Below are 21,428 nucleotides of genomic sequence, written 5' to 3' on the forward strand. Positions count from 1 at the left end.
GAACCGGTGGGCGGCATCGCGATGATGACGCTGGTGTTCTCGCTGGCCTTCCGGTCGCCGGCGCTGGGGGTCAACTTTCCGATCTTCTACGCCACCGGCATCGTGCCCTTCATGCTGTTCAACAACATGACGATGAAGCTGGCCCAGTCGCTGACCTTTTCCAAGGCGCTGCTGGCCTATCCCAATGTCACCTTTGCCGATGCGCTGATCGCGCGGTTTCTGGTCAACCTGATCACCCAGTTGATGGTGGGCTATGTCATCTTCATCGGCATCCTGACGCTTTTTGAAACCCGCACCCGCCCCGATCTGATCACCATTGTCGAATGCTATCTGATGGTGTCGATGCTGTCGGTGGGGGTCGGCACGATGAACTGCTACCTGTTCAACGCCTTTCCCGCATGGCAACGGGCCTGGTCGATCCTGACCCGCCCGATGTTCATCATCTCGTGTATCTTCTTTCTGTACGAAACCATCCCGCAGCCCTACCGCGATTACCTGTGGTGGAACCCGATGGTGCATGTGGTGGGGCTGATGCGGCGCGGCTTTTATCCGTCCTACGACGCGCCCTATGTCAGCTTTATCTATGTCTATGCCTTGGGCGGCGGGCTGTTTCTGGTCGGGCTGCTTTTGCTGCGCAAATATCACAAGGATATTCTCTACAATTAGGGTTTACCCCCTGAGTTAGAGACTGTTTATGCCCGTCTCGCGCAGCACCTGTTCGCGGTACGCCTGCACAAAGTCCGCGTTCAGCGCGCCGGCCTGTTTTTGCACCACAGGCACCTTTGGCACCCAGTCGGGTGCGTCGACCCCGCAGAACCCGAACAGCCGGCGCACATAGGTGGCGGGGTCGTGCATGACCTGCTCGTAACTGATCTGCATCCGTGGCAGCGCCGCCGACTGCGCCAGCAGGCCGATCATCGTATTGGCCGCTTCATGCGCCTGAAGAATGCTTTCGATCAGCTTCGGCTGAAAGGTCGGGGCGGCGCCGTTGCCGGTCTGGTGGCTGGTCCACTGTTCGGTCTGGCGCGCGATCGACAGCGACACCGCCTGTGCCAGCGCATCCTCGCGCACGATGTGCACCACGCGCACGCCGCGAAACATCGCCCCGATGTTCCAGCGCAGCAACATGGCGATCTGGTCATAAGACCCTTTCAGCCCCAGCGCCTGCCCACGCAGGCAGATGCGCGCCTGCAATCCGGCGATATAGTCGGGAAAGCTGTCATAACCGTGCTCGGCCGACTGGTTGGCGACCACATCATGGTTCAGATATTCGCCAAAGCCGGCCAACTGCCCGGTCTGGCGCAGGTAATCCGCCAACAGATGCGACCCGCAGCGATTGGTAAAAGCCATCAATATCAATGGCTTGTCGAAAACCGGCGCGGTGCCTTCAAACCGGACCCTGCTGCCAAACTGCCGCTTGATCGTGGTTTCATGCCGGCCGGGGGTGCGCAGGGATTTCAGATAGCTCATGATGCGTCCTCTTTGCGCGGCTCTAGCAGATGCGCCACCACGGTGTCGATATCCGCCCCCGGTTCAATCGGGTGCCCGTTGGCGGCGTTTCGCACCGCGTCGCCCTGTGCGCCCAGATCAAAGGCAAAGGTGGGCAGACCGGTCGCCAGCGCCTCGTGGGTGGTAAAGGAAAACGTCTCGGGCCAGATCGACGGCACCAGCCAGCAGGTGATGCCATAGCGCGCCACCAACGCGGGGACTTCGGCCACGTCATAAGGCCCGTGTTCAATCCCGCCGCGCCCCAGCCGGTGGCCCGGTGCCATGCGCCCGACCACCACCATCTGCCCACGCTTCAGCCTGCGGCTCAGCGCCGTGACCACATCGGCCCCCTTGTGGGCGTTGATATTGCCCAGCACCCCGATCACCGGCGGCCCGTCGGGGGCGGTCACCGGCAGCACCGGATGCACCAACTGGTGCGGGGCCACGGTGATGTTGTCCAGGTCGGGATAGGCGCTGCGCAACAGCCGGGCTGCGGCCTCGGAAAACACCTCAACAGTCTCTGATGCGGCCAGAAACGGCCCCCAGGCCGCCTGCCAGTCGGCCAGCGACAGGCGGCTGCCATCGGGGCGGCGCAGACGGTCAACGCGCCCCTCGGCCCCCGGCAGCGGCACGCCGCGAAACACCCCCTGCCCGTCCAGCAACGTATAGGCGGGGCTGATCGGGAAATAGTCGTGCAACAGCACCCGCATGCCCTGCCCATCCGAAATCTGTTGCAGAAACGCAGGGATCTGCACCGGATCGGGATCGCCCACCGCACAGGAATAGATCACCTCGCGCTGCGGCAAAATCTGCAAAAGCCGCTGTGTCAGAGCCGCATCTTCGGTGCCGCCGCGCAGCACGCCGTTGGGGGTATAAACCTCGATCTCCCAGCGATAGGCGCTGCCCACGCGCAGCACCACCGCGACCCCGTCGCCGGCAATGCGCCGCTGCAAATCCGCCTCGGCGCCGCCGCCCATGTCATGGGCCAGATAGATGCGCACCCTGCCCTGCTGCCCGGCCCAGGCCAGCGCCAGCGCCAGACGCGGGGCCAGCAACGGATCGCTTGCGATAAAATCCTGTACGTCCTGGTCAAAGGTCGGGTGGCGTTGCGACACGATCGCGGAATTGGCCAGCAACAGTCTCTGTTTTTCCTCTGATCCGAAGGACGTGCCGCCGCGATGTTCCACAAACAGCGCAGGCTGCGCCAGATGCCGCGCCCCCATGGCCAAAGCGCGGCGGCACCAGTCCACCTCTTCGCCATAGCCACGGCCAAAACGCGTGTCGAACAGCCCCACACGGTTCAGCCAGTCCGCCGACAGCGCCATGCAGAACCCGACACCGGTGGGCAGGTCTGCCTCTTCGGTCAGGGGCGCCAGCGTGCGGGCCACCGCGTCGATGGCATCGCCCTGCCCCTGCGCCAGATCCAGCCGCTGGCACAGCACCGGCACCGACATCAGTTCAGCATCGTTCGACATCGGCGTGACCGAGGCCACCGCAGGATCGTCCAGCGGCCCGATCAACCGAGCGGCCCAATCCGGCGGCACAAAGGCGTCGGAGTTCAGCAAGACCACCGGATCGCCATGCTCCATCGCCACCGTCAGCCCACGATTGACCGCGCCGATAAAGCCTAGGTTGCGGTCGTTTTCCAGCAGCGTGACATTGTCCTTGCCCGCCGCCCAGTCGCGCAACCACGGCCGCACCTGCGGGTCGGGCGAGGCATCTTCGATCAGGATCAGCCGCCACGGCAGATCGGTGTTGCGTTCGACCCGCTCCAGCGCCTCTTGCAGCATGTCAAAGGCGTTGTAGACCGGCAGGACAATGGTGATCGTGCCGTGCGGTTTCGGCGCGGGGTGCGCTGCGAACAGCGGGGTTTGCAGCTCAAGCGCCGTGGTGGTGGGGGCCAGCCCGAACAGGTTGCGCACGGTGATCCGCGCCGCCGGATCGCGGTCGCGGAACCAGCGCAGGGCAGGGGGCACGGCCCGCATGCCCGTGGTGACAAAGGGGGCCAGCAGCGCAGTGCGGGCGGCGGTGTTTTTCCAGGGCGCAAAGGGACCGAACGGCAAGGTCACGGTGTCTTCTCCCTGCCGCAAGACCACGGTGCCCCGCGCGCCGTGGACAAAGGGCAGCTCGGCCCGCAAGATGCCATCGCGGCGGCGGGCCTGCCGCGTCGCCTTGCCCAGGCTGACCTGCGCCGCCTCGGCGTCACTGTCGATCTCGACAATGATCCGGCCGCTTTGCAGCCGCATCTGCACCGGCCCGTGCCGCTGGCGCAGACGGGTGTGCTTCGCAGCATAGCGGTGAAACAGCGGGATCAACCGGCCCAGCATGACGGCCCCTTGCGACAAATGTTTCGCGCGCGAAACATTTTCAGGTCAGCGCCCATCACGCAACCACGCGACCAGCCGGGCGCGCAGATCCGCGCCGACGGCTGTGCCGCTGATGGTCACGCTGCCGTCGCGGTGTTCCTTGAGGTGCAGACCGGGGCGCAATTGCACCGGTTCAGTGGACGCCTTGGGGCTGGATTTCGCGGCGGAACGCTTGCCGGTCAAGGCGGCCTGCAAAAAGGCCTGTTCCGCCTCGACGGTGTCGATCTCCCGTACCGCCTGTGCCTCGCGCAGATCGGTGCGCAATTGGGCGGCGGCCTGCGGGTCCTTGTCGAACCGCTGCACCAGCGCCAGCCCCAGCCGTTCGCCGATGGCCTCGGGGAATTTCAACACGCGGTCCAGCTCGGCATGAAGCCGCACAAAGGACCCGATCTTGGACCGCTTGGACCGCGACGCCGCGCCGAACATCTCGCGTAGAGCCTGTTTTTCGCTGTCGAACACACCGTTCATCGCAGACATGCGCACGATGCGGGCCCGTTCGTAAAAGCTGATGCCGACACGAATCTCGTTCTCTTCGACCATCGCCACATAAGCATCGGACGCCTGTTCCGGCACCCGCAACAAGGCCAGCACGGTTTGCGGGCCGGACCCGTCGGGGCCTTGGAGCCGGCGCAGGGCCTGCAACCGCCGCCAGCCCGAGATCAGGCCATAGCGGCCATCTTCCAGCGCCACCACTTCGATGGGGGTCTGCTGGCCACGCGCCGAGATCGAGGCGATCAGCGCGTCCATCTCGTCGTCGTCCACCACGCGGCGGTCGCGCAGAAGATAGTCGGACTGCACCGCATCCAGCGGCAGCGACAGGATCATGCGGCCTTGGTCGCGGGCTGATTGCAGCGTCTGGGACAGTTCGGACAGCGCCGCCGAGGTGGCCGCATCGGCCGCCACATCGGCAATCGGGGCGGTGCGTTTCGCAGGGGTGCCGGCGGCGGGGCCGGGGTCCTGATAGGGGGCGATGGGCGGGGCCAGTCGTTTGCGTTTTGCCATTGTTAGAGCCTTATTCTGCGGCCTGTGCCCCGGCCTGAGCCAGAACATCGCGGCGCCAGCTTCCGATCAGAAGCGATTTGAAGGCCGCATAGGTCGCGTCGAATGTTTCGCGCCCGCGCACATAGGTTTCGCGGTTGAAATCGCGGTAATCGGCCTCGTAGATACCTTGCACCTGTTCGCCCGCCTGACCGATCAGCGCGGTGAAATCCTGACGGTGGGGGGACAGGGTTTGCCCCAGATAGGCCTGCATCAGAGACGCAAGTTCGGCCTGTTGCGCGCCGTCATAGCGGGTGACCACCGCACGCACCGCGTCCCATTGAAAGGCCAGCTCGTCGCGCCCCAGCGCACGGGCGGCCATATTCTCGGCCTCTTCGATCGACCCGAAGGTGCTGTGCAGCATGTCAAAGAAACGGCCCGTGGAGTCGAACTCGAGAAACGAGGCCCCCAAAGGCACCAGCAGGATGTCAGCGGCGGCCAGCCCGTTGATGGTCAGGTAGCCAAGGGCCGGGGGCGTGTCGATAAAGATCACGTCATAGGTGTCCAGCACGCCGTCAGCGGCGAACATGTCAGTCAGCGCATCCCACAGCTTCCAGCCGCGGCCCTGCATCCGCCAGACGGGGATCTGGAATTCGGCCCAGTAGAGGTTGAGCTGTGCCCCGATCAGGTCGATGTTGGGCCAGTGGGTCGGCTGGATCAGATCGCCCGCCTTGATCTCCAGCGCATCGGTCAGGGTGTCGTCCAGCGGCAGGGGCGCGTCGCCCCGGTCCAGTCGCCGCTGGTTTTCGCCGCGCAGATGGTTGGCGTAATGGCGCGCCAGCAGGGGAAAGACGGTTTCCCATTCATCGGCCACCTTGCCGCCAAAGATCGAGGTCATCGACCCTTGGGAATCCAGATCAACAACCAGCACCTTGTAGCCGTCGAGGGCTGCCGACATCGCCAGATGCGCCGCGGTCGAGGTCTTGCCGACGCCACCCTTGAAGTTGGCAACCGCCACCATCTTGGCAGGCTGGCCTTCGGGGCGGTAGGGCAGGTATTCCTTGGCCTTCGATCCTTCCTGTCCGAAATGCGCGCGCAGGCGCAGCACCTCGTCCAGGGTGAACCATTTGGCGCCGCCGCTGGTTTCGGACCGACCTTGCGGCAGATCGGGGTTGGCCTTGAGCACGCGGCGGAAATGGCCGGTGGCCACGGGGATCAGGTAGCGGGTGATTTCCCAGGTCGAGAACTGGCGCAGGGTGCGCCCGCCGGTCTCATTCAGTCCGCGCCCGGCCAGATCGTCACGGCCCGCGGCACAGGCCCGCGCGATGGCGTCAAAGCCGTGGGTGCCTGTGGCCGGCCCCAAGGCTTTGGCAGCCTTGTCGGGGTCGATGTTGAAATAGGGCGGCTTCGCTTCGGGACGGTCTGCGCACATCTGTTTGCTCGATTTATGTTCGCTGTTTTTGTCAGGATACAGCAAAAGCCCGCACATGAAAGCATTATGCGCACATCTTGGTCTTTTCTCAGGAAATTCAGGGGGATGATTCGGGCGCAGGGGCCTGCAAACTGGACGCAGGATGGGCCAAAGGGGATGATTTCCCAAGTTATATCTTGTTATTTATATGTTACGGCGCTGGTTGATTTTAACTATCTCGTTGTTTTGCAAAGGTGAAATGGCCTTTTCTCAGATCGCAGTGACTCTGAAACCACGCTGGGGCGACTCTGATCCCACGCCACGGCGACTCTGATCCCACGTCGAAACGGTGGACGGCGGTGGCGCGGCTGCTTAGGGTGTCAGTGAAACCCCGATAGCGATCCGCATAAGCGGGCAGGGGGTAGAGCAGGCGACAGGCATGAGCAGTCTTACCACCACGGGACCATTGGGTCCTATGCGGCATCCGACGGGTGATTTTTTCATCTGTGATATTTTCGATGCCAGTCCCAAGGATGACCTGGGCAGTATGGAACATCCGATCTTTTCGCTCAGCACCCGGCCCGACCGGCGCATTCTGAGCTATGCCCACAACGGCACCCATATCGAGGTGACCCCCAGCGTGCGGGGGCGGGCGACGATGCACGACAAGGATATCCTGATTTTCTGTATCAGCCAGATCATGGCGGCGATGAATGCGGGGCGCGCGGTGTCGCGGACCTTGCAATTGCGCGCCCATGATCTGCTGGTGGCGACCAACCGCGATACGTCGGGCGATGCCTATGCGCGGCTGCGCGAGGCGTTCGAGCGGCTGGCGGGCACGCGGATTGTCACCAACATCAGCACCGGCGGCGAAGAGGTGACCAGCGGGTTCGGGTTGATCGAAAGCTGGGAGATCGTGCGGCGCAGCCGGGGCGGGCGCATGGTCAGCGTCACGGTCACGCTGAGCGAATGGATCTGGCGCGCGGTCATGGCCAAGTCGGTGCTGACCCTGAGCCGTGATTATTTCCGTCTGCGCAAACCGCTTGAGCGGCGCATTTACGAGCTGGCGCGCAAGCATTGCGGCCGGCAGCCCGAATGGCGCGTCAGCGTCGCCACCCTGCACAAGAAGGCGGGCAGTGCCGCGCCGGTCCGGGTGTTCCGTGCGGCCCTGCGCAAGATGATCCAGGACGGGCATCTGCCCGATTACCGGATGGACGAGGCGGCGGGCGATCTGATGGTGTTTACCCGCGCCAGCGCGGTCATCGACGATGTGGCAGCCCCGGTGCTGCGCGCCGACACGCTGGATCAGGCACGCGGCCTGCGTCCCGGTGCGGATGTCTATGCGCTGGAGGCCGAGTGGCGCAGCTGGTGGGACGCCACGGGGCGCACGCGGCTGGGGTCGCCCGATGCGGCGTTCCTGGGCTGGTTGCGCAAGAAACCCCAGGGTTAGAGACGGATCGGGCCATCTGGCGCAAAGGTCAGCGTTCGCGTGTTCAGGCCGGGGGCGATGCAGATGTAATCGAAATAATGCGCGGCAGGCACACCGGCCTGCACGCTGGCGCGGTGGCTGCGCATGTGCCAGTCCAGCGCTTGTGTGTTGGCCCCCAGATAGGCCACCGGCAGCCCGGTGTTGGTGAGGATTTGCAGGGTATAGCCGCGCTGCATCAGCGCGGTCAGCGCGGCGTGGTGGCGGGCGGGTTCGTTGTTTTCAACCTGGTCCAGACGCGGACCTTCGAAGGTGACGATGGCAGGCCAGGTTCCTGTGGCCTGCATTTTGGGAATCAGTGCCGAGATGATCCGCCCGTCGAACCCGTCGGTGTCGGATTTGATCATGCAGGGGGTGCGCGCCCCTGCCATCAGCTTGGCCGGTGACAGGGTTTGCCCCTGAAACGGACCCGTGCCGTCCAGCCGGGTTGATCCGGTGCCATCGTGGATGTCCAGCGACACTTTGGCCGCCAGCGCGGGCGGTGCGACAAGGGCCTGGGTACAGGTGACGTCGCCCATCCCGGCGGTGTTGGCTTGCAGATAGGTGAAATAGTCGGGATGGGCCTCGATGGCCCAGACGGGCCCCGTGGCATGGCGGCGGAAATGGGCGGCGCTGTCGCCGACATTGGCGCCGATGTCGATCAACTGGCAGGTGTCGGCCAAGTCGTTTTCGGCCAGAAGCGCGCCGATGATGTCCCAATAAAGCCTGTCGTATTGCGGATGCTTTTGCAGGATCGTCGGCAGGTTGTGCTCGGGGGGCAGGCGCAGGTCATAGGCACCGATGCGCAGGGTCTGGTCGTCTTGCGCCATCACCCCAGCCGGTCGCGCAGTGCATTCAGGTGGGTGTGCAGCAGCGATTGCGCCGCCTGCGGGCTGGTGGCCTCGGTGTAGCAGCGGAATTCCGGCGCGTTGCCCGAGGGGCGCAGGTGCACCACCGCGCCGCCCTCGAATGTCACGCGCAGCCCGTCGGTGTGATCGACCTCTTGTTCGGCAGGCATGGTGTCGAAAAATGCGGCGCGCGCGGCGGCGTCTTGTTTCAGATGCGCAAGGAACGGCCCCGAGCGGTCCTGTTCGATGCCTTGCAGCCGGTCGGCGGCGGTAAAGCAGGGGGGCAGGGCGGCGGCGGCCTGGGCAATCGACTGTCCGGCAGCGCGGGCGGCGGCCAGCGGGGCCAGCACCGGCAGCAGGCAGTCGCGGGTCATCAGCGGGGCCAGCGGGCCGGTGGGCGCGTCGGCGGCAAAGCCCAGCAGGAAGCCGCCGTTGGCCTCGTAGCCTGCGACCTTGGTCTGGGCATCTTCGTCCAGCAGGTCCTCCATCGCGGCAATGACGAAGGGCGAGCCGATGCGGGTGCGCTGGATGGTGGCAAAGCAGTCCATCTGCCCGATCATCGAATTGGACGACACCGGCGTGCACAGCACATCGGCCCCCAGCGCGCGGGCGCTGAGCGGGCCCAGCACATCCCCCGGCACGATGGTGCCCGAGGCATCGGCCAGCATCGGGCGGTCGGCGTCGCCGTCGGTGGAAATCAGCGCATCAAGCCCGTGTTCGGCGCACCATGCGGCCAGTTGCGTGCGGGTGTCCGGGTCGACCGCTTCGGTGTCGACGGGGATGAACGTGTCGGACCAGGCCAGCGGGACGGGCGTGCCGCCACAGCCCTGCACCACGGCCACCATGATGTCGCGCGCCACCGAGCTGTGCTGGTAGACGCCGATGCGCATGCCCGCCAGCGCCTGATCGCCAAAGGCATCCGTGTAGCGGGCCACATAGTCGGCGGCACAGGTGGGGTGGTCCTCTTGGGTGCCCTTGCGTTCGGGCAGGTCAGGCAGGGCGTCGAGGGCGGCCAATATCTGGGTTTCGTCCTCTTTCGACACTTCGCCGGACGGCACGTAGAATTTCAGCCCGTTGCGGTCGGCGGGAATGTGGCTGCCGGTGACCATCACCGCGCCGCAGCCTGCATTCATCGCCGCCAGCGCCAGCGCCGGTGTCGGCACCTCGCCGCAGCGCACCGCCGTCAGCCCGCAGGCCTGCACGGTCTGCACCACCACATCGGCAATGGCGGGCGACGAGGGGCGCAGGTCCCAGCCCACGTGCACGGCCGACCCTTGCGGGCAGGCGGCGACAAAGGCGCGCACATAAGAGGCGACAAGATCAGGGGTCAGCTCGGTGACAAGGCCGCGCAGGCCGCTGGTGCCGAATTTGGGGGGCATGGATAGGTCCTTATCAGGCGAAATCGGTTGGCCCGAACCTAGGGCCTGGGGGCACGTCACGCCACCCACCGTGCGCCCTGTTTCACAATTTTTTAACTCTGCGCCCTAGCGTGCCGGGCTGATCCGCCCCCGTCGGGGGTGCCCCGCTTGTTGTCCCGGAGGTTCGCCATGCCCGACACCCTGTCTGCCGTTCTGTCCCTGCCCTACATCCAGCCCAGCCAGGCGCAAAAACACGTGACCCACAACACCGCGCTGCGGGTGCTGGACAGCATCACGCAACTGGCGGTGATCGCCCGCGACCTGGACAGCCCGCCGCCTGCGGCAGAGGTCGGCGCGCGCTATATCGTGGCGGGCGGTGCCGCAGGCGACTGGGCCGGACAGGCGGGGGCCGTGGCCACCCGCGAGGACAGCGGCTGGAGCTTTGTCGCGCCGCTGCCGGGCTGGCTGGCCTTTGTCACCGGCGAAGGCGTGGTGGTGGTCTATGACGCCGTGCTGGGCTGGGACACGCTGACCGGCGGGGCCGATCTCGAGGCCGAAACGCTGGGGTTGAACACCTCGGCCGATGCGACCAACCGGCTGGCGGTGGCCGCCGGTGCCACCCTGCTGAGCCATGACGGCGCGGGCCACCAGTTGAAGATCAACAAGGCCACGGGGACCGATACCGCCAGCCTGCTGTTTCAGTCGGGCTTTGCCGGTCATGCGGAAATGGGGCTGGCGGGCAGCACCGATTTCTCGGTCAAGGTCAGCGCCGACGGCAGCACCTGGGCCGAGGCCCTGCGGATTGATGCCGCGACCGCCGTGCCGCACCTGCCCCAGGGGCTGCTGGTCAATGGCACGATTTCGGGCACCGCGGTGCAATCGGGGGTGCATGACACCACGGCCGGGCGGCTGATGGGCACCGGCGCCTTTGGCCTGGGGCAAAGCGGGCCGACCACCACCGTGACACTGGCCACGGCGATGGCATCGGGGTTCTTCAACTTTGCCGGCACCGATCCCGACAGCCCCGGCGGCACCGGCGGCGTGGTGATCGTGGCGCGCTATTCCAGCCAGTGGATCAACCAACTGGTCTTTGCCGCCAATCAAACTTTCATGTGGCTACGCTGGACCAAGGACAGTGGCGCCACCTGGTCGGACTGGGCGCCGGTCTTTACCACGGCCAATGTGGTGGGCACGGTCAGCGAAGATGCAGGCACCCCGACGGGAGCGGTGATCGAGCGCGGCAGCACCGCGACGGGCGATTACGTGCGCTTTGCCGATGGCACCCAGATTTGCACGCGCACTGAAACGCTGGCGGTGGTCACCACGCCGCTGGGCGCGCTGCACCGCGACGCGGCACTGGCCGACTGGAGCTTTCCCGCAGCCTTTGTCGCACCGCCGGTGGTGGCGCTGTCGTGTACCTCACCGGCCCTGTGGGCCGATGCCGGAGCGGTGACGGCAACAGCCGCAGGCCGTGTGATCTGGGCCGCGCAAGCGTCCACCGGCAGTCACATTGTGCACGCACAAGCGACAGGGCGCTGGTTCTGAAGGCAAGGGGGGGCGTACGGGCTTTCTTCCCCCTGACCTTTGATGGACAAAGCGGCCGGCGCTGGCTAAACACGGCCTCGAAATTGGAATTTCGAGGATAGTGCATTGGTGGGATCTCTAACAGCGGGCGTGTCTGAAAAGCTCAAGGGCAAACGGATCTGGGTGGCAGGTCACAATGGCATGGTCGGCAGCGCCGTCGTGCGCAGGCTGGAACACGAAGACTGCGAGGTTCTGACCGTGGGCCGTGACGGATGCGACCTGATGAACCGCGCCGAAGTCGAGGACTGGATGGGCGCCAACAAGCCCGACATGGTGGTCGATGCCGCCGCCAAAGTGGGCGGCATTCTGGCCAATGACACCTATCCGGTGGATTTCCTGTACAACAACATGGACATCCAGAACAACATCATCACCACCGCCCACAGCGTCGGCGTGGAAAAGCTGGTGTTCCTGGGATCGTCCTGCATCTACCCCAAGCTGGCCCCCCAGCCGATCACCGAAGACAGCCTGCTGACCGGCCCGCTGGAGCCGACCAACGAATGGTACGCCATCGCCAAGATTGCCGGGATCAAGCTGTGCCAGGCCTATATGCGCCAGTACGGATCGCGCTTTGTCTCGGCGATGCCGACCAACCTGTACGGTCCTTTTGACAACTTCGACCTGCAATCCAGCCACGTGATCCCGGCGCTGATGCGCAAGGCACACCGCGCCAAGAAGGCGGGCGAAAGTGGCATGGAGATCTGGGGCACGGGCACGCCGCTGCGCGAGTTCCTGCATGTGGACGATCTGGCCGATGCCACCGTGTTCGTGCTGGCCGAATACGAGGATTTCGAACACATCAACATCGGCTCGGGCACCGATCAGTCGATTGCCGACGTGGCCCGCATGGTGATGGATGTGGTCGGCCTGGAAGGCGAATTGCGCCACGACCGGACCAAGCCCGACGGCACCCCGCGCAAGCTGATGAGTGCGGCGAAGTTGCAGGCTTTGGGCTGGACCCCGACGATCGAGCTGAAAGAGGGTCTGGCGCAGACCTATCAGTGGTTCCTGGAAAACGTCGAAAACTGAGGGCTGCCCGCCGACCCGTCACAAAAAACGCCGCCTCTTATTCGGGCGGCGTTTTGCGTATCTGCATGTAAAACAGGCGGAATTCAGCCTTTCCAGCTGTCCCGATCATAGCCCAGCATGGCGAAATCGGGGGCAAAGGCCTTGGCCACCACCTTGGCGGTTTCCTTGGTGTAGTAGCGCGTGAACGGCTGGTCGCGGTGGCTGCGCGAGGCGGATTTATAGGTGCCAAGCGCGCCATTCTCCAGGTCCAGATCGGCGCACAACTGGGTCAGGTCCGCGTCCAGATGTTCATAGCGCACAAAGCGGTCCACCACTTTTTGCCCGCGGATCGTATAGGCCTGACGGTCGACGGGCAGCTCGGGGCGCACCAGCAGCCAGTGGGAAAACACCTCGAGGGTCTTGTCGAAATCCTGCTTTGCCAGCTCGGCGCGCAGGTTGGGCGCGCAGTGCATCCAGAACCACGAAACCACTTTGTCATATGGGTTTCGGACCACGCAGAACTTGTGGTAGCTGGCCCAGATTTCCGGGTCGATGTGCTTTTTGATCGCGGCGGCCGTCATGTGGTTGCGGAACTGGCCGCCCCCCGACCCCTTGCCGCGCGCGCCGACGATCCCGTAGTCGGTCACGCTTTGGCCGGTGTGGTGTTCAGCCACTTCGCCGGGGGGGCGGCAGTAGGGTTCAAGAAAGACTTCGACGGAGGTGCCCGCAGTCTTCAGCGTCTTGGTGTAGATGAATTTACGAGCGTGACTAACAAGCATCGAGAAAGGCCTTGTGCATAGAATATCCTCACGCGTGTCCTAGCATCAAAGCCGGGGGGTGAATAGGCTGCCGCATCACCGATTGGGACTGTTTTGCCGGGGGATTTTTGGTAAGACATTGCAGGATTTCAAATGCTGCGGCTGTGGGCCGTTGCCCAAAGGATAGGTTCCGTCATGACAGACCAAAGTGCCAAGATAGAGATCGAAGTTCCGCCCAGCGATTACACCGGCCCAAGCATTATTTTCTGGACCCTGCACAAGGCAGGCAGCCGTTATTTCTATTCCGTCGTCAAGAAACTGGCCCGCAGCGCCGGTGCCCCGATGCTGAACATCGCCGCCGAATATTTCCAGGCCGGCGAAAAGGTCGAACTGACCCCCGAAGCCATCACCTATTTGCAGCCCACCGGCTATGCCTATGGTCCCTTCCGCCAGCCCAACGAGGCCGAGGCGATCCCGGATTACGACGCCTACAAACGGTTCCTGGTGGTGCGCGATCCGCGCGACATCCTGACGTCGTTCTATTTTTCGGCCCGTTTCAGCCACCGCAAGCCGGGGCAGGGCGCCGATGAAGAGCGCGCAGAAAACACCGATATGCCGCCGATCGAGGAATACGTGCTGAAGCAGGGCCGCAAGATGCTGCCGCGCTGGCAGACCTATGCCGACATGATCCGCCGCGACCCCGACCTGCGCCTGTTCAAATACGAGTTCATCATCGACAACTTCGAAGAGTGGATGAACCAGGTGGTCGACCACACCGGCCTGCCCGCGAAGCCCGCGATGGTCAAAGCCCTGGCCGATGCCCACGTGGCCGACGTTCAGGAAGAAGAGGTGACCAAGCACCGCCGCCAGATCCGCCCCGGCGATCACAAGCGCAAGCTGGAGCAGTCCACCATCGACGAGCTGAACGCGCTCTATGGCGACATCATCGAACTGTTCGGCTACGAAAAATAAGCCGGCCTTTGCCGACACGAAAAAGGCCCGCCAGAGATGGCGGGCCTTTTGCTGTTTCCAGGGGGATCTGTGTGCGTCTCAGCCGGTCTGGACGCTCAGCGATTTCACCGCAAAGCTCAGCGGGCGCGGGTCGTGGGAATGGGCGGCCGGAACCTTGTCGAGCGACAGGGTCAGATCAAGCCCGTCCTTGGCCGCGACCCGCAGCGGTTTTGCCAGCGGCAGGTGAATGCGCGTAAAGGTTTCGCGCAACTCGGCCGGGGCGGGGTTGATCACGGTGTCGCCCAGCTTGACCGTCAGCTTGCAGGCCTCCAGTGCCCGCACCACCAGCGTCACCCCGGTCACCGACACGTCGCGAACCAGCGGCAGGGACAGGCTGGCCTCCTGGGCCACGGCCCAGCGGTGGGTGGCCTCGATGGCCGACCAGCCCGGGCCGGTCAGCGGGCGGCTGTTGCCCTCGCCCATGAAGACGTGAATGTCGGTCTGGTCGGCAGGGGCGTTCTTGGGGGCCTGATCCGCCTCGGTTTCGAAATCGCGCCACGTGGCCATCAGCCGGCGGGTTTCCGAATAGCGGTTCAGCGCGTCCTCATAGGGATCGCGCCCCTGCTGATAGGCGGCCATGATCCGGTCGATGTTGGCCGACAGCCCCGCATGTTTCACCATCTGCGCCGCAGGGGTGGTGCGGATGAACTCCAGCATCGCGGGGTGGCTTTGCACCCAGGCCCTGTGCCCATGTGCGACCGTCAGCCGGGCGTTGGCCGAGATCGCGCGCACCTTGTCCATCTGGTCGCGCAGGTTGATGGTTTGCACGCCTTGGGAAAACAGGATGCCGTTGGTCCAGTTGTGGATGTATTCGTTGTGCGTCGGCAGGTCGTGGGCGATCACCACCATGCCGCGCGCCATCGCTTCCAGAAAGGCGTGGCCGATGCCTTCGGCATGGCGCGGTGCGATAAAGACGTTGGCGTTGTCCATCACGGCGGCAAAATCGGACTGTTTTTCAAACCAGGCCGAATGGGTCACCGGGCATTCGAACCCGTCAAGGTCGGCCGCGTTGAACACCGACCCGTCGTCGGCGGGCGTGTGCACATGCAGATGGCTCAGCTGGTTGCCCATCATCCGGCGCACCATCGGCAGGTTGATCCCCGATTTCGGCAGCCGCTGCCAGAAAAAGCCGCGCAGCGTGTCCATGTCGGTGACCGGTTTGACCGATGCGGGATCGGTGAAATAGCGCACCAGCATACTGTCACAGCCCAGCGACAGCGCCCGCCCGTGCAGCGTGGTCGAGAAGTTCAGATAGCGCGCCTGACGGTTCATCTGCCAGTGGGTGTCGGGCAGACCGGCCGAGCCGTCGTACATCTGCACCACGATCACCTTCTTGCCCGCGGCGATGAACAGCGGCGTCAGGAAATCCATCTGCCCGATCACCACATATTCGCTGTCGTCGATCAGCGCCGCCGCATCGACCGGCAGGGACGGATCGACATATCTGGTTTCGACATCAAAGCCCTGTTCGAAAATCCGCACCAGAAAATCGAACGAGCGGGTCTTGCGGTGGAACACATGGTCGACGAACAGCAGCCGGGGCTTGGTGTTGCGGGGTTTGGAGCCGAGAACGGGCGTGGTTTTTTTCCTGGAAAACATTATGCCGCCTCCGCCTTGATCCACGCCTTGCAAGAGCGGTCCACGTCTTCAAGATAGTAACGCCGCGCCAGGGCGGCCTGTTCACGGATCATCCCCGGGGATTTCTGGGCGAACATCACGATGGCATCGGCAAAATCTTCCTCGGTGCCACAGGTGGCCCCGGCATTGTACAGCCGCGCCTGATCGGCAAAGCCGGTGCCCGCCTGACAGATCGCCAACCGCCCGAACATCAGCGCCTCCATCAGCATGGCCGAGCCGCGGTTGGCATAGACATCCTGCGCATAGGGCATCAGGGCCACGTGGCTGTCACGGAACGAGCGGACGATTTCCGTATAGGGCACCTGGCCCGGCAGGATCTCGGCGTTGGGCAGCGAATACAGCCAGCGCATGTAATCGGTGTGCGCGGCAAAGGTCGCATCGGGGGGCCCCTGGATGATAAAGCGCACCTGTGACGGCTCCAGCCGCGTCAGCACGCTTTCGATGATCGGCTTGAGGCGGAAGAACCCTTTGTCGGGGCGGGCCGAGCCGCCGGACAAAAAGGTGATCGGCCCGTCTTGCGGGATGTCCAGCGGCTCGATGCCCGGCGCGAAATAGGGCACGATGTGCACCGGCTGTTCCAGCCGGCGGCGCAGCACATTGCCAAAGGTCGGCGTCTCGGCGCAGATCGACAGCGGCAGGCCCACGCGCAGCAGCCCCTTGAACCGGTCGATCACCAGCGTGAACGCATCCGGGTTGGTCATGTTCAGCGCGGTCATTTCCATCACCGCAATCATCCGCACCAGCAGCGCGGGGCATTGATGCGGGTGCAACCCGCCCACCACATTGGCCAGCGACAAAGCGCTGTAGTGGTCGATCGACGGATACAGCAGCGTGTCGTCGGGGCCGATGTCATAGGCGGTCATGAACCGCGAGAATTCCACCGTCGCCGCCGCCTCGGGGCTCAGCCGCTGGCCGGGCACATGCATCGGCGACCGGGGCGCCGGGGCGCGGTCGATTTTCAGCACATAGTCGTAGTGAAAGTCGAAAAAGCGGATGATGCCGTCGTCGTGGCCATCGGCGGGGCGGGGCAGGTGCTGCGAGGCCACGATGTGGACCTCGTCAAAGTGATGCGATGCAAGATCGGCAAAATACTTGAGAGCATTGAGGCTGTGGCCGTATTCCATGGCACAGACAGGGTCGATTATGAAAACACGGGCCAAGGGTCGTCCTTAAATTCTTGTGCAAGGCGGATGCTGAAATATCAGCCAGGTCCGGTCATGCGTCGTGTTCAAATGACACCCCTAGCGGGATGTGGTGCTGAAATAATGTTCCGCGCGGGGCGGCTGGGTCCGTCTGGTGTTGTAGAAATTCATACAAAGCCCCGTTCGGTCAACATCTGGAGTGCGGCATAGTAGAGTTGTGTATCAATCTCAATGTGCGCGGTCAGCGCAAAGCGGATTTTGTCCGTTACCTCGACCGGCGGGGCGGGGTCGAACCAGGTGCCTGAATTTTCATCAGTCCGGTTGCTGTGCGGCAGGACGGGCGGCGGCTCCAGCCCCAGGGCGTCAAACAGCGGTGGCACGGTGGCGGGATGTTCCAGCAGCGCCACGCCGGCGATGGCCTCAAGGTGGGCGATGGCACGGGGCAGGGCGGTGCTGTCCTGCGCCAGGGGCTGCGCGCCGTCGGGGGCGGGGTGGCTTTCCCATGATTTCAGCCCCAGCGCGCCGGCCAGTTGCCGGGTTTGGGCGTTGTCGATGCTGGGGTGGGCGGCCAGTGCCGGGTGGGCAAAGAATGCGGCCGCATCATGGGCGCGGGCCAGCCGGACCAGGTTCATGTTGCGCTTTTGCTTGCGGGCCGCACCGGGCTGGATCGACCGCAGGTAGCGATACAGCGACATCAGCCGCGCGGCCGGATCGCGCAGCATGGTGACCACGCGCACCGCGCGCCCCGGGATCAACGCCAGCGTGGCGCTGTCGAAATGCCCGGAAAAGAACCGCCCCTGCGCCAGCGTCGCCGCAGGCCAGTTGCCCAGCCCGTTGCGCCGTTCGGGAAACAGCGGCTGGTCCAGCGCTGCGGCCAGCGTCGCGTGCAGGCTGGTGCCGCCGGCCTTTGGGATGTGCTGAAAGACGGTAACGGGGCGGTCCATGTCCACCGGCGCGGACAGCGCGCGGCTGTCCTGTGCCGCGATCCGCTGGCGGAACGTATCGGTGCGCATCAGGTGCAGCCCCAGAGCTGCGGCATCGGCAAAGTTGCGGTGCCGCGCCACCAGTGCATCGGGCAGTTCCGTGCGCCCCGTCAGAAGCGTGAAGATCTTACGTATTTCGTCGTCGCCCAGCATGGTACGCTTTGCCTATGGCCAGATTTTGGCCAGTATCATCATGTTATGGTTGCAAAGTCTTGGCGTTTTCGCATCAGGCAGGTATTGACGAACGACCAAAAGCGAAACATCGCGCATAACGGGCATAGTGACAGGCACATAATGAGCGGATCTCCGATCAAGTTATCATCACCGGATCAGTTCGATCCAAAAACCATGCAACTGGTGTTTGTCCACATCCCGAAATCGGGCGGCACGTCGTTTCATGCCGCACTCGAGGATATGTCGGGCGGCGGGTATCTGCATCTGGTTCCCGGCCAGAACGACCCCGAGGACATCAACACGCTGTGGGGCATCGGCGGGCATTTCAACTATGAATCGCCCCTGGTGCAGTTCACCAAGAAAGACCGCGTTTACGTGACCCTGCTGCGCGATCCGGTCGAGCGGTTCGTGTCCTTCTACCACCATGTGCAGGCGCGCCCCTATCACCATCTGGCCAAGGCCGATCCCGAGCTGCTTGAGATGGGCCCCGGCGATTTCGCGCGGCGGCTGGCGGCGATCGGCAACCGCGAGGTGTCGAACCTGCAATGCAAGATGATCACCGGACGCGGCGGCATCACCGGGGTCAAGGCGGCCAACCACGCCCGCGCGCAGTTCACCATTTGCGCGCCCCTGACCAAACAACCACAGATCGTGGCCTGGCTGGCCCGGGCCGCAGGCGTCGAAGAGCCACCCGAGGTGCAGCGGCTGAACACCTCGAAGGCCAAGGCACCGGTGGATCTAAGCGACGCGGACCGCGCCTTTGTCGAAGGGCTGAATGCCGACGATATGGTGTTGTTCGAGCGGGCCAGCGCCAAGGGCTGGGACAGCTTCGAAGACTAAAGCGCCCCGCACAGATGCGTGGGGCTGCCCGTTTCCACCGACAGCCCCCAACGCACGTCTTTGTCTTTGCGCCTTATGTCCGGGCGTAAACATCCTCGTAACGCACGATGTCGTCTTCACCCAGATAGGTGCCGGTCTGCACCTCGATCAGCACCATCGGCACCTTGCCGGGGTTTTCCATGCGGTGGATGGCGCCCAGCGGGATATAGACCGACTGGTTCTCGCTCAGCAGTTTGACCTCTTCGTCCACGGTGACCCGCGCGGTGCCCGCCACAACGATCCAGTGTTCCGACCGGTGCACGTGGCTTTGCAGACTCAGCGATGCGCCGGGGTGGACGTGGATGCGTTTGACCTGAAACCGGTCGGCCAGGATCAGCGTCTCGAACCAGCCCCAGGGGCGGTGGTCCACGGGCAATTGCACCGCCTGTTTGGCGCCGCGTTTCTTCAGCGTTTCCACGGCCTTTTTGACGTTTTGAGATTCCGACAGGTCGGCGACCATGACCGCATCACGCATGGCCACGGCGACCACGTTTTTCAGCCCGATGCCGACCAGCTCGATCTCGCTGGATTCCGACCGCAGCAGGGTGTTTTCGCAATCGAACACGGTGGTGTTTTCCGACCGCGCGTTGCCGTTCTTGTCCTTGGTGCTTTCCTGCCAGACCGATTCCCAGCTTCCCAGATCGGACCATTGCTCGTCAAAGCTGACGACCGACACATTGGTGGCCTTTTCCATCACCGCGTAGTCGATGGATTCCTCGGGGACACCGGCCCAGGCGGCTTCGTCCAGGCGGGTGAAATCCAGATCGCTGATGGCACCGGCCAACGCGGCCTCGACGCCGGCAAGGATGTCGGGGGCGTGGGTGCGGAAGGCGTCGATCAGCACATCGGCACGGGCCAGGAACACGCCCGCGTTCCACAGGTATTTCGGATCGGCCAGCAGCTCGACCGCGCGCGCGGCGTCGGGTTTCTCGATGAACCGCTCCAGCTTCATCACGCCCTTGTGGGTCTCGGCGCCGCTTTGCAGCCAGCCAAAGCCGGTCTCGGGGCGGGTCGCCTTGATGCCGAAGGTGACGATATTGCCTTCTTCGGCCGACGCGGCCCCGGCCATCACCGCCTTGCGAAAGGCCGCGCTGTTGGCCACCGCATGGTCCGAAGGCACCAGCAGCAACATGCCGCCCGGCGTGTCCTGCTGCACCTTCAGCGCGGCCAGAATGGCGGCCGGCGCGGTGTTGCGCCCGTCGGGTTCGATGACAATGCCGCTGGGCGCGACACCGGCAGCGTCCAGCTGCTCGGTCACGATGAACCGGAAGCTGTCATTGGTGACCACCAGCGGGTCGCCAAAGCCCTTGCCCAGGAACCGCCGCGCCGAGGCCTGGAACAGGCTTTCGTCGCCGATCAACTGGGCAAACTGCTTGGGAAAGGATTTGCGGGACAGCGGCCACAGGCGCGTGCCGGAGCCACCACACAGAAGGACAGGGGTAATCATGTTTTTCAATCCGTTTTCTTGTTAATATTGACGGCCCCCGCCGCCGTCTTGCGGGCCTTGACGGCGACATGCCGTTCCAGAGCCGCCTGCAAGGCTTGGGGGGTCTCGTGTGTTTGCAATTGCAGCATCTTGTTTTCGGGCACCGGTTTATTGTGCACCCCCTGATATATCCGTGCAACCTCGGCACGGGTCAGCGACAGCTTTGCCAGCTTCTCGAACAGGGCCGGGCGGTAGTGGCGGAACGCGGTGACATCGCGCGGCTGGTGCACGCCGCTGGCCTGCAACCGCGTCACCTTGGTCTGCTCGATCCGCTCGCCGTCGATGGTGTCCACCGCCATGCGGATACGCTCGGGGTCCACCGCCGCACCGGCATCGAAATAGGCGACCGCGCGGGCCAGCCCCGCCGCCGGGTCGGCCAGGAAATCGTCATAGCGCAGCACCAGTTGGCGGCGGCCGAATTCCGAAGTCACCCATTTGTCGACAAAGCCGCGATAGCGGGCAAATTCGGCGCTGACAAAGGTGCGGAACGATCCTTGGGTGTCGGGATTGCCCTGACGCACGTACAGTTCAAAGTTCGACACCACCGAGGGCACGAAATCGCGGTACTGGATCAGGTATTTCTGCCCCGCCACCTGCGGCACCTTCAGGTCGAAATCATGGTTCTTCGACAGTTGCGTCTTGCGCGGTGTGCTGCACGGCACAGTGCCGCAACAGCCCGGCGGCTCTGCGTAGAAATTGCAATAGTGGAAGTCCGGCCCGAAATATTTCTGCAACAGCCGCACCAGCATGTGGTGTCCGGACCGGGGCCAGGAAATGCCTGCGACGTAATCCAAATCGTACCCTTCCACATGGGGGCCAAAAGATGCGTTCCCCTCTCGCGTGCAAGGTCT

The 21,428-nt window shown here is 64.1% G+C and carries 18 protein-coding genes; 6 read left to right on the forward strand and 12 right to left on the reverse strand.

Features of this window, described 5'->3' with window-relative positions:
- The coding region (locus AAC077_RS18915) for an ABC transporter permease (protein ID WP_339773076.1) at positions 1 to 666 on the forward strand (666 nt) is incomplete at its 5' end.
- A 15-nt stretch (positions 667 to 681) separates the two neighbouring features.
- Here AAC077_RS18915 and AAC077_RS18920 read toward each other — a convergent pair.
- Genes AAC077_RS18920 through AAC077_RS18935 form a run of 4 tightly spaced genes read right to left on the reverse strand, consistent with a single transcriptional unit; the run spans position 682 to position 6,264 of the window.
- On the reverse strand, positions 682 to 1,470 hold the full coding sequence (locus tag AAC077_RS18920) for a Stf0 family sulfotransferase (RefSeq protein ID WP_339773079.1): 789 nt from the start codon (positions 1,468 to 1,470) through the stop codon (positions 682 to 684).
- Positions 1,467 to 3,815: a glycosyltransferase gene (locus AAC077_RS18925; RefSeq protein ID WP_339773081.1), complete on the reverse strand. Its 2,349-nt coding sequence runs from the start codon at positions 3,813 to 3,815 to the stop codon at positions 1,467 to 1,469. Before AAC077_RS18925 ends, AAC077_RS18920 begins: the two co-directional genes overlap by 4 nt.
- Positions 3,816 to 3,860: 45 nt before the next feature.
- Positions 3,861 to 4,856 (reverse strand): ParB N-terminal domain-containing protein, encoded by a 996-nt coding sequence (locus tag AAC077_RS18930; protein WP_339773083.1) that lies wholly within the window; start codon positions 4,854 to 4,856, stop codon positions 3,861 to 3,863.
- A 10-nt stretch (positions 4,857 to 4,866) separates the two neighbouring features.
- Entirely contained in the window at positions 4,867 to 6,264 is a 1,398-nt protein-coding gene (locus AAC077_RS18935; RefSeq protein ID WP_339773086.1) for an AAA family ATPase, read from the reverse strand.
- A 418-nt stretch (positions 6,265 to 6,682) separates the two neighbouring features.
- On the opposite strand from AAC077_RS18935, the gene AAC077_RS18940 reads away from it, so the two are divergent.
- Positions 6,683 to 7,693, forward strand: a complete 1,011-nt coding sequence (locus AAC077_RS18940; RefSeq protein ID WP_339773088.1) for a replication initiator protein A — start codon at positions 6,683 to 6,685, stop codon at positions 7,691 to 7,693.
- On the opposite strand, the gene AAC077_RS18945 is transcribed toward AAC077_RS18940, so the two are convergent.
- Together AAC077_RS18945 and AAC077_RS18950 are read right to left on the reverse strand one after the other, a co-directional pair.
- Entirely contained in the window at positions 7,690 to 8,538 is an 849-nt protein-coding gene (locus AAC077_RS18945) for an FkbM family methyltransferase (protein WP_339773091.1), read from the reverse strand. The genes AAC077_RS18940 and AAC077_RS18945 overlap by 4 nt on opposite strands.
- Positions 8,538 to 9,935 carry a phosphomannomutase gene (locus AAC077_RS18950; protein WP_339773094.1) on the reverse strand — a complete coding sequence of 466 codons (1,398 nt, stop codon included), beginning with the start codon at positions 9,933 to 9,935 and terminating at the stop codon, positions 8,538 to 8,540. The genes AAC077_RS18945 and AAC077_RS18950 overlap by 1 nt, the downstream gene beginning before the upstream one ends.
- Positions 9,936 to 10,103: 168 nt before the next feature.
- Between AAC077_RS18950 and AAC077_RS18955 the strand changes: the two genes are divergently transcribed.
- Positions 10,104 to 11,459, forward strand: coding sequence for a DUF2793 domain-containing protein (locus tag AAC077_RS18955; protein ID WP_339773096.1), 1,356 nt, complete (start codon positions 10,104 to 10,106; stop codon positions 11,457 to 11,459).
- Positions 11,460 to 11,567: 108 nt separating this feature from the next.
- Positions 11,568 to 12,527, forward strand: coding sequence for a GDP-L-fucose synthase (locus tag AAC077_RS18960; protein WP_339773098.1), 960 nt, complete (start codon positions 11,568 to 11,570; stop codon positions 12,525 to 12,527).
- An 83-nt stretch (positions 12,528 to 12,610) separates the two neighbouring features.
- Here AAC077_RS18960 and AAC077_RS18965 read toward each other — a convergent pair whose 3' ends face one another.
- Positions 12,611 to 13,285, reverse strand: a complete 675-nt coding sequence (locus tag AAC077_RS18965) for a sulfotransferase family 2 domain-containing protein (protein WP_339773100.1) — start codon at positions 13,283 to 13,285, stop codon at positions 12,611 to 12,613.
- Positions 13,286 to 13,459: 174 nt separating this feature from the next.
- Here AAC077_RS18965 and AAC077_RS18970 point away from each other — a divergent pair, with 174 nt between their 5' ends.
- Positions 13,460 to 14,236, forward strand: a complete 777-nt coding sequence (locus AAC077_RS18970; RefSeq protein WP_339773101.1) for a sulfotransferase domain-containing protein — start codon at positions 13,460 to 13,462, stop codon at positions 14,234 to 14,236.
- 78 nt (positions 14,237 to 14,314) lie between these two features.
- Here AAC077_RS18970 and AAC077_RS18975 read toward each other — a convergent pair whose 3' ends face one another.
- The 3 genes from AAC077_RS18975 to AAC077_RS18985 form a co-directional block, all read right to left on the reverse strand.
- Entirely contained in the window at positions 14,315 to 15,874 is a 1,560-nt protein-coding gene (locus AAC077_RS18975; RefSeq protein ID WP_339773103.1) for a glycosyltransferase, read from the reverse strand.
- Positions 15,874 to 17,073 carry a hypothetical protein gene (locus AAC077_RS18980; RefSeq protein ID WP_339773105.1) on the reverse strand — a complete coding sequence of 400 codons (1,200 nt, stop codon included), beginning with the start codon at positions 17,071 to 17,073 and terminating at the stop codon, positions 15,874 to 15,876. Before AAC077_RS18980 ends, AAC077_RS18975 begins: the two co-directional genes overlap by 1 nt.
- Before the next feature lie 149 nt (positions 17,074 to 17,222).
- A complete protein-coding gene (locus AAC077_RS18985; RefSeq protein WP_339773107.1) occupies positions 17,223 to 18,191 on the reverse strand; it encodes a hypothetical protein in 969 nt (322 codons plus the stop codon).
- Positions 18,192 to 18,332: 141 nt separating this feature from the next.
- On the opposite strand from AAC077_RS18985, the gene AAC077_RS18990 reads away from it, so the two are divergent.
- Positions 18,333 to 19,052, forward strand: a complete 720-nt coding sequence (locus tag AAC077_RS18990) for a sulfotransferase family 2 domain-containing protein (protein ID WP_339773110.1) — start codon at positions 18,333 to 18,335, stop codon at positions 19,050 to 19,052.
- Between the two features lie 73 nt (positions 19,053 to 19,125).
- On the opposite strand, the gene AAC077_RS18995 is transcribed toward AAC077_RS18990, so the two are convergent.
- Both AAC077_RS18995 and AAC077_RS19000 read right to left on the reverse strand, forming a co-directional pair.
- A complete protein-coding gene (locus tag AAC077_RS18995; RefSeq protein WP_339773112.1) occupies positions 19,126 to 20,538 on the reverse strand; it encodes a mannose-1-phosphate guanylyltransferase/mannose-6-phosphate isomerase in 1,413 nt (470 codons plus the stop codon).
- 5 nt (positions 20,539 to 20,543) lie between these two features.
- The gene (locus AAC077_RS19000; protein ID WP_339773115.1) at positions 20,544 to 21,386 is read right to left on the reverse strand and encodes a hypothetical protein; all 843 of its coding nucleotides are present in this window, start codon (positions 21,384 to 21,386) and stop codon (positions 20,544 to 20,546) included.
- Between the last annotated feature and the right edge of the window lie 42 nt (positions 21,387 to 21,428).

Origin of the sequence: uncultured Pseudosulfitobacter sp. (assembly GCF_963976325.1) — a bacterium.
Lineage (GTDB): Bacteria > Pseudomonadota > Alphaproteobacteria > Rhodobacterales > Rhodobacteraceae > Pseudosulfitobacter.

What these genes read in the sequence shown, in the direction of transcription:
- AAC077_RS18925 (WP_339773081.1), bottom strand. Translation starts at nt 3,815, where the DNA reads ATGCTGGGCCGGTTGATCCCGCTGTTTCACCGCTATGCTGCGAAGCAC.
- AAC077_RS18985 (WP_339773107.1), bottom strand. Translation starts at nt 18,191, where the DNA reads ATGCTGGGCGACGACGAAATACGTAAGATCTTCACGCTTCTGACGGGG.
- AAC077_RS18920 (WP_339773079.1), bottom strand. Translation starts at nt 1,470, where the DNA reads ATGAGCTATCTGAAATCCCTGCGCACCCCCGGCCGGCATGAAACCACG.
- AAC077_RS18950 (WP_339773094.1), bottom strand. Translation starts at nt 9,935, where the DNA reads ATGCCCCCCAAATTCGGCACCAGCGGCCTGCGCGGCCTTGTCACCGAG.
- AAC077_RS18935 (WP_339773086.1), bottom strand. Translation starts at nt 6,264, where the DNA reads ATGTGCGCAGACCGTCCCGAAGCGAAGCCGCCCTATTTCAACATCGAC.
- AAC077_RS18955 (WP_339773096.1), top strand. Translation starts at nt 10,104, where the DNA reads ATGCCCGACACCCTGTCTGCCGTTCTGTCCCTGCCCTACATCCAGCCC.
- AAC077_RS18990 (WP_339773110.1), top strand. Translation starts at nt 18,333, where the DNA reads ATGAGCGGATCTCCGATCAAGTTATCATCACCGGATCAGTTCGATCCA.
- AAC077_RS18995 (WP_339773112.1), bottom strand. Translation starts at nt 20,538, where the DNA reads ATGATTACCCCTGTCCTTCTGTGTGGTGGCTCCGGCACGCGCCTGTGG.
- AAC077_RS18970 (WP_339773101.1), top strand. Translation starts at nt 13,460, where the DNA reads ATGACAGACCAAAGTGCCAAGATAGAGATCGAAGTTCCGCCCAGCGAT.
- AAC077_RS18945 (WP_339773091.1), bottom strand. Translation starts at nt 8,538, where the DNA reads ATGGCGCAAGACGACCAGACCCTGCGCATCGGTGCCTATGACCTGCGC.
- AAC077_RS18940 (WP_339773088.1), top strand. Translation starts at nt 6,683, where the DNA reads ATGAGCAGTCTTACCACCACGGGACCATTGGGTCCTATGCGGCATCCG.
- AAC077_RS18975 (WP_339773103.1), bottom strand. Translation starts at nt 15,874, where the DNA reads ATGTTTTCCAGGAAAAAAACCACGCCCGTTCTCGGCTCCAAACCCCGC.
- AAC077_RS18930 (WP_339773083.1), bottom strand. Translation starts at nt 4,856, where the DNA reads ATGGCAAAACGCAAACGACTGGCCCCGCCCATCGCCCCCTATCAGGAC.
- AAC077_RS18965 (WP_339773100.1), bottom strand. Translation starts at nt 13,285, where the DNA reads ATGCTTGTTAGTCACGCTCGTAAATTCATCTACACCAAGACGCTGAAG.